General features: G+C 62.6%; 13 protein-coding genes and 2 pseudogenes. 7 read left to right on the top strand and 8 right to left on the bottom strand.

All coding sequences use genetic code 11. The annotated features are described in order from the left end of the window. Positions 1–13: 13 nt before the first annotated feature. The 4 genes from HOC_RS02695 to HOC_RS22360 form a co-directional block, all read right to left on the bottom strand. Positions 14–547 carry a S26 family signal peptidase gene (locus HOC_RS02695; RefSeq protein ID WP_051624455.1) on the bottom strand — a complete coding sequence of 178 codons (534 nt, stop codon included), beginning with the start codon at positions 545–547 and terminating at the stop codon, positions 14–16. Next, positions 547–981, bottom strand: a complete 435-nt coding sequence (locus tag HOC_RS20965) for a DUF2840 domain-containing protein (protein ID WP_051624456.1) — start codon at positions 979–981, stop codon at positions 547–549. Before HOC_RS20965 ends, HOC_RS02695 begins: the two co-directional genes overlap by 1 nt. Continuing rightward, positions 971–1,207, bottom strand: a complete 237-nt coding sequence (locus HOC_RS02705; protein ID WP_241766865.1) for a helix-turn-helix domain-containing protein — start codon at positions 1,205–1,207, stop codon at positions 971–973. The genes HOC_RS20965 and HOC_RS02705 overlap by 11 nt, the downstream gene beginning before the upstream one ends. Before the next feature lie 255 nt (positions 1,208–1,462). Next, on the bottom strand, positions 1,463–1,879 hold the full coding sequence (locus HOC_RS22360; RefSeq protein WP_035535697.1) for a DNA -binding domain-containing protein: 417 nt from the start codon (positions 1,877–1,879) through the stop codon (positions 1,463–1,465). Between the two features lie 33 nt (positions 1,880–1,912). On the opposite strand from HOC_RS22360, the gene HOC_RS22365 reads away from it, so the two are divergent. Then, a complete protein-coding gene (locus HOC_RS22365; protein WP_035535699.1) occupies positions 1,913–2,176 on the top strand; it encodes a hypothetical protein in 264 nt (87 codons plus the stop codon). On the opposite strand, the pseudogene HOC_RS22905 reads toward HOC_RS22365, so the two are convergent. After that, positions 2,159–2,335: pseudogene (locus tag HOC_RS22905) on the bottom strand (transcriptional regulator domain-containing protein); the annotation flags it as partial. The gene HOC_RS22365 and the pseudogene HOC_RS22905 sit on opposite strands and share 18 nt — an antisense overlap. Before the next feature lie 414 nt (positions 2,336–2,749). Here HOC_RS22905 and HOC_RS02720 point away from each other — a divergent pair. After that, complete coding sequence (locus HOC_RS02720; RefSeq protein ID WP_035535701.1) at positions 2,750–2,980, top strand: hypothetical protein; 231 nt, start codon at positions 2,750–2,752, stop codon at positions 2,978–2,980. A 3-nt stretch (positions 2,981–2,983) separates the two neighbouring features. Here the strand turns inward: HOC_RS02720 and HOC_RS22800 are convergent, their stop codons facing one another. Further along, the gene (locus tag HOC_RS22800) at positions 2,984–3,106 is read right to left on the bottom strand and encodes a hypothetical protein (protein WP_277813034.1); all 123 of its coding nucleotides are present in this window, start codon (positions 3,104–3,106) and stop codon (positions 2,984–2,986) included. A gap of 50 nt (positions 3,107–3,156) precedes the next feature. Here HOC_RS22800 and HOC_RS02725 point away from each other — a divergent pair, with 50 nt between their 5' ends. From HOC_RS02725 to HOC_RS02745, 5 genes are all read left to right on the top strand, one after another. Beyond that, positions 3,157–3,663 carry a thermonuclease family protein gene (locus HOC_RS02725; RefSeq protein ID WP_084146101.1) on the top strand — a complete coding sequence of 169 codons (507 nt, stop codon included), beginning with the start codon at positions 3,157–3,159 and terminating at the stop codon, positions 3,661–3,663. A gap of 259 nt (positions 3,664–3,922) precedes the next feature. Continuing rightward, on the top strand, positions 3,923–4,642 hold the full coding sequence (locus HOC_RS02730) for an SOS response-associated peptidase family protein (protein ID WP_035535703.1): 720 nt from the start codon (positions 3,923–3,925) through the stop codon (positions 4,640–4,642). Between the two features lie 92 nt (positions 4,643–4,734). Continuing rightward, complete coding sequence (locus HOC_RS02735) at positions 4,735–5,346, top strand: ImuA family protein (RefSeq protein WP_156950349.1); 612 nt, start codon at positions 4,735–4,737, stop codon at positions 5,344–5,346. Beyond that, the gene (locus HOC_RS02740) at positions 5,303–6,790 is read left to right on the top strand and encodes a Y-family DNA polymerase (RefSeq protein WP_035535705.1); all 1,488 of its coding nucleotides are present in this window, start codon (positions 5,303–5,305) and stop codon (positions 6,788–6,790) included. Before HOC_RS02735 ends, HOC_RS02740 begins: the two co-directional genes overlap by 44 nt. Next, positions 6,787–10,068, top strand: a complete 3,282-nt coding sequence (locus tag HOC_RS02745; RefSeq protein ID WP_035535707.1) for an error-prone DNA polymerase — start codon at positions 6,787–6,789, stop codon at positions 10,066–10,068. Before HOC_RS02740 ends, HOC_RS02745 begins: the two co-directional genes overlap by 4 nt. Positions 10,069–10,118: 50 nt before the next feature. On the opposite strand, the pseudogene HOC_RS22910 reads toward HOC_RS02745, so the two are convergent. Then, positions 10,119–10,289 (bottom strand): annotated as a pseudogene (locus tag HOC_RS22910) (IS6 family transposase); the annotation flags it as partial. Positions 10,290–10,315: 26 nt separating this feature from the next. Then, positions 10,316–10,946 (bottom strand): alpha/beta hydrolase (locus HOC_RS22075; RefSeq protein WP_156950350.1); only part of this gene is annotated, 631 nt, incomplete at its 5' end.

A 10,946-nucleotide genomic window follows, 5' to 3' on the forward strand; every position in this document is an offset into this window, starting at 1 on the left:
TGTCCCTTCTGACTCAGGCGGGCGGCATCGTGATGGGGAGGTTTCCCATGAAGGCGACCCTGCCGATAATGTCGCCTGCGCGCACCGGACCGAAATACCGGCTGTCGAAAGAGTCCTCGGTCCTGTTGGAGATGATAAGGATTTCGTCCGGTCGAAGCCGGGTGCAGCCCTGTCGCCAGGGCGTCAGGGGACGTCCGGACAGATCCTGGTGGTGTAGCCGAAGAGGTGGCCTGTCGGTGACCTCAAGGCTCGTGTCGTCCATGCAGATCAGATCACCCGGGACGGCCCATACCGTCTTTATTACCGGTATGTCGCCGGGCAGGTATCCGCGAGCAGAGGCGAGGATCCCCGCTGCTTCGGGTAGTCTGGCTGCGACGAGATCTCCGCGCGCCACGGGTCTTTCGGGCAGGATCCTGTACCAGCCGATTGGCGCACTTGCGCTTGGATTATAGAAGAGGAAAGGGTCCGGACGGATGACGCTTCCGATCCAGAGGGTACCAATCCCAATGAAGGTGAGGCATAGCGCGGGCGGGCGTTTTGTCTGCATCACCAGACCTGGCGCCTCAGCAGGTCCGAGGTGTCGAGCCCGGCCTGCAGTTGCGTGAAGAGGCGCAGCCAGAACGACGGGGATATCGTGTGAGGCTCGGTATGCTGCCAGACGAGGTCAAGGGCGTGCGTTGCTCGGCGCGCATGAAAGTGATTGAGCGCAGACAGCAGGATTTCCGCGCCAGGCTGGATCCCGCGGATCCTGCTCGCCAGATCCCCTGGTCCGGCTGCCTTGAGAATGAATATCTGCCATCCGTCTGCTGAGCGCTCATTGGGCCGCCTCCGCTCGTATCCAAAGACTGCATCCTGTTGGAAGGCCGCGATTGAGACGCCCGGGCGAATATCATTTGAGGACGCCGGGTTGCCGAAGAGAAGACGTGTGGAGAGACCGCTATCTTCCTGGACCAGCGATACGCGTGTGAGATTAGGTGTCATAATGTGCCTTGCCCGATCGGTGGCCGGCCTCCGAGAATCTCAGCAGATCGTCGACATGGTAGACGACGATGCCAACATGTTTGCGATAGATTGGGCCGAGGTTTGCATAACGCCAGTTCTGAAGCGTTCGTTCTGACACACGAAGGTAGTTGGCAGCTTCGCGCGTTGTCAGGAACGGACTCTCAACAGGACGGATGGTGGGCATCATGGCGCGCTTTTCGGTCATGGCGTTCCCGACCCCTTCGGGAAGGCCTTGCTAGAAGAAAGCATCACAAGGCAAAGCGCGGGGAGTCATGCTCTCGATCCCCGTCTTTTCGGCACAGGCGTTAACACTTTTTCTGACCCGCGAGGACCGCGCCTGGGTGAGGCTGCTCAAAGCTTTGCGCGATTAGCCACCTCGCCGATGTCTGCAGTCGCTTATTCGCTTGCAGCGACATGACCCGAGCCCGCCGAGGGGCAAGTCCCTGTATCGGATAAACCGTCAATATGCCTGGCAGGGTGAGTGGGAGACAAAGGGGGGGCGACGAGCGCGGCCAGAAGACAGAAGTTCGAAATATCCGCCATCGCGCAAGTGCCGGCCTTTGGCAAGGCGCCGCGCCATTTCTGCTTTCATCGCGGTGGAACCGCTATTCCAAGCCTCGGAGACGCGCGCTTCACTGTAAAAAATCATGGCGGTCTGGCGGTAGCAGAGGCCACTTTCGTGCGCCTCGAGCGCCACGAGAGCATCTCGAAGCAAGACATGGCGGCGTGTCCAGACAGGTGTGCGGGCCTCGCCGAGCAGTCGTCGGGCCTGGGCGCGCGCGCGCGCCTCGGCCCCCGGTCTTTGACCGGTCGACAGCGATACGTCAAACTTCGTCGCTGTCGCTCCAGAGAGGAAAGACAGGTCGCGATAGCGCACCTGTAAGACACATCCGCCGCCTCGCAGAAGAAGGTGAGCCTGGCCAGCTCCATCGGTAAGGTGGGTCACCTCACACTGTTGAATCGCAAGGTCGAACAAGCCATCGGGTTCATCGGTCGCGCGCTCGCGGCCGATGAGGGCAATTTTTCCAGGATATGCGCGATCTGTCCAGAAGACGTTGGTCCGACTTGCCGGAAGATTGATGTCAGGAAACGTGAGAAGCCCCCAGGTCTCAGCCAGCCGGTTTCGCCGGGCGAGCCTGACCTGTTGAGTTTCACCTGCGACCTCTCCGGATAGCTCTAATCTATCGGTCCGAGCATTGGACTGGAATCGCTGGTTGCGTCTTAGGAATTCCCAGGCCCAGTCGCTCGTTGTTGATTTATTGTATCGTCGTAGCGCGGCAGGATGTCGCTGAAGGATTTGATGTGACGTATTTGCATGATCCCGCCTCCCCACAATGCCCTGCGGCAGCGCAAGCAATACAACCAAAAGAAGAAATACAATGCAACCGCAATGCCTGGCCTTTTATGCCTGACTAGTCTGTCCGGGGCGTGCGCTGGGCTCTGACCAAGGGCTCGTCAAAGCATCGACGAGGACAGCCGTCCGAACGAAAGGCTGTGTGAGAGGAGACGAGCCGGGCCCGCCTGACGACCCGGTCGAAGCCGAGAGCTCTCGCCGCAGGGACAGCCCGCGACAGCGGGCAGGAGGGTGAGGACGTGGAGGTCTATCTGGTATTGTCGTGAGACAGCCATGAAATCGTGTCGGATGAGGTGTAACCGGGGAGGGCATAACCATCTACTTTAAGGCGCATTTTAAGCGACGCAGTCTGCAATTTTCCACTCCATCAACAAGGAGCGGAGACATCCGACAATGCGTAAATCCCTATGGACATTTGATACCGTCACCGTGGATCTCGAAGACAAGGACTGCTCGGTCAAGGCGGTCCACGCCATCAGCCTTGCCGAGATCACCATCGCGTTCCGTCTGACAGAGCGACAAATGAAAGGATCCCCCGGAAAACTCAAGCGGTCCATCGAAACGCTCGCCACCGACAAGATCCTGGACCTTGCGTCTTTCCTGGATCAGCTGCCGCCGGGCTAAGTCTCAGCCGGGAAAGAACACGACCAGCGCCAGGAAGCCGACAAAAGCCAGGGCGGCCGTAATCCAGATCCATTTGGGTAGCGGCGGCGGCACATAGTGTCCGCTTTTATCGTCATCCCAGCCCATGGCCCTCAACGTCCTTTCCGAAAATAGGTGAATCATGCTCAGGTTGATCCATGAGATATAGCCTGGCCAGTCCTTTTGCCATCCTGCTCTTCCTAGCCGCTTGCGGGCAGATGGGGTCCGAGCCGCGTCCATCCACGCCATCGGGAGAAGGCAGCAGCCGCATAGAAGGTGTTGCCTCGGTCATTGATGGCGACACGATCGAAATCCACGGGCAGCGCATCCGGCTTTCGGGCTTTGACGCGCCCGAGCGCGGCAAGGTCTGCGGCGCGACCAATGTCTATCAGAAGGCCGCGCTCTACCTGTCAGACCAGGTCGGCACAAGGACAGTGACCTGCAAGCGCACCGGCACGGATTCCTATGACCGCGCCGTTGCCACATGCCGTGTCAGCGGCACGGATCTTGGCCAGATCATGGTAGGTGCCGGCTGGGCGCGCGACTGGCCGAAATACAGCCACGGCGCCTACGCAGATGCTGAAGCCCGCGCGCGAGGTGGACACAAGGGAATTTGGAACCTGCACTGTCCCGATGATCTCTGGGGCAGCCGTCGGTACGACTAGGCGTCGCGCGGCGAGTCAAAGCAGGGGCTAGGGCGCAGCGGGTTCCCGGTGATCGGATCCGTAGCCCTGATCGCGCAATTGTTTAAGCCGCTTGACGATCGCTGCAATCGCCGCCTGGCGGATGGCGTCACTTGGGGCACGCTCTGAGTTGGCATGGACTCCAGGCGGCGTTTAATATGCACCAGGTTTTCCGGACAAGCGGTACGGGGGAACGAGGACCCGGAAGACAAATCCAGAGAACTGAACTAGCTTCCGGACCATGTGCGGCAAGTTCACTTACATGGCGACCTGGGCGGAAGTGGTGAACTTCTCGGCCCCCCTTGTCGCGCGCCCCAGCAATGCGCCTGAGGAGACGGCCACGCCGATGCGCGAGGCGCCTGTCCTTCACCTGGATGTGCAGGGCGTCCGCGCCCAGACCGCGATGCGTTGGGGCTTCACGGCAGAGCGAAATGGCAGATTGTTTCCGGACCACATCCATGCCCGCGACGACAAGCTGCTGGCGTCCCGCCTCTGGCGCCCGCATTTCCTTGAACGGCGCGGGATCCTGATTGTCAGCAGTTTCAATGAGGGCGAGGAGGTCCCGACCTTTAAGGCGGACCGGGTTACGCCCACCGGCAATACGCGAACGCGTCAATGGACGATCCGCCCGAAAGACGGGTCGCGGCTTGCGATTGCGGTCATTTATCGCGAAGCCATGACGCCGGAGGGCAAGCACGCGGAATTCGTGATGTGCACAACAACGGCGAACAAGGGGATTTCGGGCTTTGTGACCGGCGACCCTGACCAGCGCATGCCGGCGGTGCTGAGCGCGGAAGATATCCCGGTCTGGCTTGGCGAAACCGGCGCTGGGCCTGATGCGCTGCGCGCCTGCTTGCGTCCGTTCGAGGATGACGGTGCCTGGGACATGCGTCCGGCGGCCAATCCCAAGTCGCCCCGCGCGAAAACCGAGCCCCGGCGGGAGCAGGGCGACCTGTTCTGAACCGCCCCTTCCACAGGTTTCCTATCAGGCATTCTCCCAGAGACGCCGGAGTCGGGTTGACTCTTCCGGAACAAATAGAACAAAAGAAGAACATGAGCCCTGGATCTCCCCTTTCCGCATTAAAGGCCGGCCTCGCGCCGGGCCCTGCCTGCGGCGGGATCCAGCTTGCATCCTGCCTCACCCTTGCCCGGGGGCGGGTCCATGAAATCATGGGCGACAGCGCCGATGTGTTTGCCCTCATGGTGGCGGGTGTCGCCGATGGGCCCGTTTACTGGATCGGATCCTGGCGCGAGATCGAAAGCCTTTCACCGACCGGCATCGAGGACTTTCTCGACCCCTCGAGGTTCGTCCTGACCTGTTGCCTCAATCGCGGCGAGACGCTCTGGGCCGCCGAGCAGGCCCTGCGCGCACGGTCTGCAGCTTGCGTCATTGCCCAATTGCAGGACGGGCCGGACCTGAGAGAAAGCCGGCGCCTCCAGATCGCAGCCGAAGAGGGCGGGGCGGTGGGCCTGACGCTGCTGCGCGGGCGCGCCGGCAATTCTGCGGCAGAGACCCGCTGGCAGTGCATGGCCCGGCCGGAGGGAGGGTGGGAGTGGATCTGCACCAAGCACAAGAGGGGCATGCCGGGCGCCTGGCGTGTCTCATGGAGAGGAAAGCATCATGCGCCGGATCTTGTCCCTCTGGCTGCCACGGCTTCCGCTTGAGCGGCGCATCCGCCTTGGCGATGCCCGTACCGAAGGGGCCTTCGCCATTGTTGCGGAGTCCCGCAATGCCTGGCGTCTGACGCACCTGTCGGAGGCGGCTGGCAAAGCGGGCCTCGTGCCCGGACTGTCCCTGACGGATGCCCGCGCCATCTGTCCATCCCTCCTGACCGAGCCGGCCGATCCGTCCCGGGAAGGCGCGCTCCTGCGGGCCCTCTGGCGCTGGAGCGACCAGTTCGCGCCCCGTGTGGCGCTGGCCCCGCCTGACGGGCTCGTCCTCGACATTTCGGGCTGCGCACACCTGTTCGGCGGTGAGCGCGCCATGGCAGAAACCCTTCTCCAGCGGGCCGGCGATCTTCGTTTCACGGCCCGGATCGGTATCGCCGACACAAAGGGCGCGGCCTCCGCCCTTGCGCGGTTCGAGGCTGCGCCGGTCGCCATTGCCAAGCCCGGGGAGACGGCCAGGGCGCTGGAGCCGCTGCCTGTCGCAGCCCTTGGCCTGGATCCCGCCCTCCTCAATGACATCCGGCGCGCGGGTTTCCAGACCATCGGCCAGCTCTACGGGATCCGTTCGGCCGAACTGGCCCGGCGCTTTGGCCTGGCCCTGACCCATTATCTCGACCGTGCGCTGGAACGTGTCCCGGACCCGGTCGTCCCGGCGAGCGCCGATCCGGTCTATGCGGCGCGGGCCACGCTTCCTGACCCGATCGGCCTGCAGGCGGACCTGGAAGAGGTCATCCTGCGACTTGCAGGCGCCGTCTGCCAACGGCTCGGGACTGCCGGCTGCGGGGCCCGGCGCTACCATCTCCTTGTGCGCCCGGTCGACCGTCCCGACGAGGTGATGACCGTTGGTTTTGCACGGCCGAATGCCACGCCGGGCGCCGTGCTGCAGCAGTTCCGTCGCCCGCTGGACAAATTGAAGCTCGCTTTTGGCGCTGATTTCTTCAGGCTGTCCGCGGAGAGCATCGAGCCCCTGCATCCGCGACAGGCGGGATTCAGCGGCGCAGCCCGGCGGGAAGATGACAGGGCAGACCTGGTCTCGACCCTGGGCAACCGGCTGGGATTTGACCGTGTACGCGTCTATGCGCCGGAGGACAGCCATTTGCCGGAGCGCGAATACGTTACGCTGGACGCCATGGCGCGGCCGGACGCCCCGGCCTGGCAGGCTTCGCCGCGCGCCCGGCCGATCCGCCTCTACCATCCTCCCGAACCCCTGCGGGTGGAAACGCCCGGGCGACCACCCCTGGCCTTCGAATGGCGCCGGCAGCTTTATGAAATTGCAAGGTCCACCGGGCCAGAACGCCTCGCCGGTGAATGGTGGCAGGCGACGGGCGGCGCGATGCGCGACTATTGGCGCGTGGAGACCCGTAATGGACCCCGCCTCTGGCTGGTGACCAGGCCAGGCCTGGCCGAACCGGCCTGGTATGTGGCGGGGCAGTTCCCATGAGCTATGCCGAGCTGTGCGCCATGAGCAATTTCACATTTCTCACGGGAGCATCACATGCCGGGGAGCTGGTCGCGCGTGCCCGGGAACTGGATCTTTCGGCCATCGCCATTGTCGACCGGAATACATTTGCCGGGATCGTGCGGGGCCATGCCGCAGCGCAGGAACTCGGCGTGCGCTACATTGTCGGTGTGCGCCTCGGCCTCGCCGATGCGCCGGACATCCTGGCCTATCCGAAAAGCCGGACCGGCTATGGCCATCTCTGCCGCCTGCTCACCCTTGGAAAGCGCCGCACCGGGAAGGGAAAGTGTGATCTTTTCCTGGAAGATGTCCTGCAATGGGGGGACGACTGCGTCTTCATCGTCATGGACGATCCGGTCCATGACGCAGCCCCGCCGCTCGCACAGCTGAAGGCCGCTTTCGGGGAGGACGTCTTTACCGGCCTCGCCCCCTGCTATGACGGGGGAGATGATGCGCGTTTCGCCGGGCGGGCCGCGCTGGCCCGCACGACCGGGACCGGCCTGGTCGCTGTCGGCAACGTCATCCTGCATGTGGCGGCGCGGCGGAAGCTGGCAGACATCCTGTCCTGTATCCGGGAAAAGACCACGATTGACCGGCTTGGCCGGCGGGCCCTGCCGAACGCGGAGCGCAGGCTCAAGTCGGAATTCGAGATCCGCCGCCTGTTCCGGGACTATCCTGACGCGGTCCAGAATGCCGGCCGGATTGCGGCGCGGTGCACGTTTTCGCTGAGCGAACTCAAATACGAATATCCCGATGAAGTCACCGATGGCATGGCCCCGAATGACCGCCTGCGTAAATTGACGGAGGCAGGGCTGGAGCGCCGCTATCCGGAGGGCGAAACGCCGGCCGTGCGGGCCCTGGTCGAGAAGGAACTCGCCCTCATCACCGAGCTCGACTATGCGCGCTATTTCCTGACCGTGCATGACATTGTCGCCTTTGCCCGCGCGCAGGGCATTCTCTGCCAGGGCAGGGGCTCGGCCGCCAATTCGGCGGTTTGTTACGCGCTTGGCATTACCGAGGCATCGCCCGAGACCATCTCCATGGTGTTCGAGCGTTTCATCTCGGCGGCCCGTAACGAACCGCCCGATATCGATGTCGATTTCGAGCATGAGCGGCGCGAGGAAGTGATCCAGCATATCTACCAGACCTATGGCCGCCACCGGGCCGGGATATGTTCCACGGTCATTCATTTCCGCTCGCGCGCGGCCATCCGTGAGGTCGGCAAGGCGATGGGCCTTTCGGAAGATGCCGTCGCGGCGCTGGCAAGCCAGGTCTGGGGCATAAGCAATGGCGGGATTGAAGAGGCGCGCGCCCGGGCGGCCGGTCTGGACCTTGCCGACAGGCGCCTGCGCCAGACCCTCGCCCTGACACAGGAGATTATCGGTTTTCCGCGTCATCTTTCCCAGCATGTCGGCGGGTTCGTCATCACCCGCGGGAGGCTGGATGAACTCTGCCCTGTGGAAAACGCCGCGATGGCCGATCGCACGATTATCGAATGGGACAAGGACGATATCGACGTCATCGGCATGCTGAAGGTCGATGTCCTGGCGCTGGGCATGCTGACCTGTATTCGCAAGGCGTTCGACCTGCTCGGCACATGGAAAGGCATGCGCTACACGCTGGCGACCCTGCCGCCGGAAGACCCGGCCGTGTATGACATGCTCTGCATTGCCGACACGGTGGGTGTCTTCCAGGTCGAAAGCCGGGCGCAGATGAGTTTCCTGCCGCGCATGCGCCCGCGCTGCTTCTATGATCTCGTCATCGAGGTGGCGATCGTGCGTCCTGGCCCCATCCAGGGCGACATGGTCCACCCCTATATCCGTCGCCGGCACAAGCAGGAGGCGGTGACATATCCATCGGCAGCGCTGGAATCCGTTCTCGCCAAAACCCTCGGCGTGCCGCTCTTCCAGGAACAGGCCATGCAGATCGCCATTGTCGCGGCAGGCTTTACCGCCAGCGAAGCCGATCAGCTCCGCCGGGCGCTCGGCAGCTTCCGGGGGCCCGGATCGGTCGAAGCTTTTCATGAACGTTTCGTGGCGGGGTGTCTTCAAAATGGCTATGACGCCGACTTCGCGGAACGTTGTTTCAAACAGCTTGAGGGCTTTTCCGGCTACGGGTTCCCGGAAAGCCACGCCGCGAGCTTTGCGCTCCTTGTCTATGCCTCGTCCTGGCTGAAGTGCCATCATCCGGAGGTCTTCTGCTGCGCCTTGCTCAATGCCCAGCCCATGGGTTTCTACGCGCCTGCCCAGATTATCCGGGATGCCCGCGCCCATGGTGTCCATATCCTGCCGGTTTGCGCGGAGCACAGTTACTGGGACAATGTGCTGGAACCGGCAGGGGACGGATCGCTTGGCGTGCGGCTCGGATTTCGCCAGGTGAAGGGCCTGTCGCAGGAGGATGGCCATTGGCTGGCGGCCGCGCGCGGCAATGGCTATCGCGCGATTGATGCCATATGGCGGCGCGCCGGGCTCGGCCGGGGCGCCCTGTCGCGGCTTGCCGGCGCCGATGCCTTTGCCATTTACGGGATGGGGCGCCGCGAGGCGCTCTGGGAGGTCAAGGGCCTTGGCGGGGACAAGCCCCTTCCGCTGTTCGCGCAGCATGGCGAAGGCCTGGCGTCCGGACCATCCGTCCTGCCGGCCATGGGCGCGCGGGAGGAAGTGTTCGAGGATTATGTCGCAACAAGGCTGACACTGCGTGACCATCCGGTGAGCCTGCTCCGGCCTGAGCTTGGCGGGTTTGCCCAGGCAAGTGACCTGCGCACGGCGCCAGACCGGCAATGGATTACCGTCAGCGGCCTTGTCATCACCCGCCAGCGGCCGGGGACAGCCAGCGGCGTCATCTTCCTGACCCTGGAGGACGATACGGGTGTTTCGAACATCATCGTCTGGCCGAGCACCTTTGAGAAGCATCGCAAGCCGGTCATGGCCGGGCGCCTGGTCAGAGTCACAGGCCGGCTGCAGCGGGAAGGGATCGTTACCCATGTGGTTGCGTCCCGCATCGAGGACCTGTCATATCTTCTCGACACGTTGGGCGATGCAGGCAGCGCGGGATCCGGGATCGATCCCACCCATGACAATGCCGACGATGCCCGGCGCCCGGGAGCTGAAGGCACCTACGGGCCGCGGCGCCCGGAGCGCAAACCGCTCTCAGAGGAAATCACAAACGAGCTGCAGCAGGCCCGGCAAGTGCGCCAGGCCGCCAGCGCCCGCCACCCCCGCCAGCAGGCGGGCAAGCTCTTTCCCAGCCGGGATTTTCACTAGTGCCCTGCCCAGAACCCCCGCGACATAAGCGCTAATTGCCTCGACCAAGTCCCGAACCGATCGACCCAGAGCCGGACACTTTCATGGCAGACATCGATGCAGCGGTCGTGAAGAAGGTCTTCAAAATTCCGAAGCGAGAGCGGAAATCGTACATACATCATCACGCCAAGCTGGATGATCTCGGGCGAGGTTTTGAAGTAGCGGAACGGGTTCTTGGCCATTTACCAAGGCCAAACACCAGGATTGGTCATCTCAAGCCCGGTTCTCCCGACAAGGCCTTCAGGTACTTGTCGAACCAGTTTAATGTCATGGTGAGGGCTTCGGATCGCTTGGTCCCGTAAACACCATAGTGCGATATGTCAGTGAGCATCTTAAGGGATTTGGGTCCAGAGACCCTCTTATATGCGGCGTCGGCATTGTCTGAATTTGAAAATAACTCTTCATGTTCAGCCGTAATGAACAAGGTCGGTTGAGTGACGCGATGAGCTACTTCCAACGGTGCCCAGCGTAGTAATTTGTTACCGACTGGCGTCCCTATGAGCTTGCCGACGCTTGTGCTCCCGGCATCAGGGTAGCTGGCGTGACCTGTTGTTAGCGCACTTGCATACGCATTGGACTGAGTAATAGTATCTTCTGCTTGAATTGCGCCGGATTTGGAACGTGAATCAAGACTGCCAACCTGGCTGACAATGGTCCGGATCCGGGGATCATGGGCTGCAACATACACAACATGTCCCCCAGAAAAGCTGGACCCTCTTGCGCCGATACGTCCCGAGTCGACTATAGGGCGGGTGACAGCATAAGAGATAGCATTGAACCAGTCTTCAACTTGTTCAAACGGGTCAATGGTAAGCGTCCGGCGTTGACGCCCTTGACCT

Source organism: Hyphomonas oceanitis SCH89, from assembly GCF_000685295.1.
Taxonomy (GTDB): Bacteria; Pseudomonadota; Alphaproteobacteria; order Caulobacterales; family Hyphomonadaceae; genus Hyphomonas; species Hyphomonas oceanitis.

Coding starts and splice junctions, on each gene's coding strand:
- HOC_RS02740 (WP_035535705.1), top strand. CDS start 5,303: ATGCGCCGGATCTTGTCCCTCTGGCTGCCACGGCTTCCGCTTGAGCGG.
- HOC_RS02730 (WP_035535703.1), top strand. CDS start 3,923: ATGTGCGGCAAGTTCACTTACATGGCGACCTGGGCGGAAGTGGTGAAC.
- HOC_RS22800 (WP_277813034.1), bottom strand. CDS start 3,106: ATGGGCTGGGATGACGATAAAAGCGGACACTATGTGCCGCCGCCGCTA.
- HOC_RS02735 (WP_156950349.1), top strand. CDS start 4,735: ATGAGCCCTGGATCTCCCCTTTCCGCATTAAAGGCCGGCCTCGCGCCG.
- HOC_RS02705 (WP_241766865.1), bottom strand. CDS start 1,207: ATGACCGAAAAGCGCGCCATGATGCCCACCATCCGTCCTGTTGAGAGT.
- HOC_RS20965 (WP_051624456.1), bottom strand. CDS start 981: ATGACACCTAATCTCACACGCGTATCGCTGGTCCAGGAAGATAGCGGT.
- HOC_RS02695 (WP_051624455.1), bottom strand. CDS start 547: ATGCAGACAAAACGCCCGCCCGCGCTATGCCTCACCTTCATTGGGATT.
- HOC_RS02745 (WP_035535707.1), top strand. CDS start 6,787: ATGAGCTATGCCGAGCTGTGCGCCATGAGCAATTTCACATTTCTCACG.
- HOC_RS02725 (WP_084146101.1), top strand. CDS start 3,157: ATGAGATATAGCCTGGCCAGTCCTTTTGCCATCCTGCTCTTCCTAGCC.
- HOC_RS02720 (WP_035535701.1), top strand. CDS start 2,750: ATGCGTAAATCCCTATGGACATTTGATACCGTCACCGTGGATCTCGAA.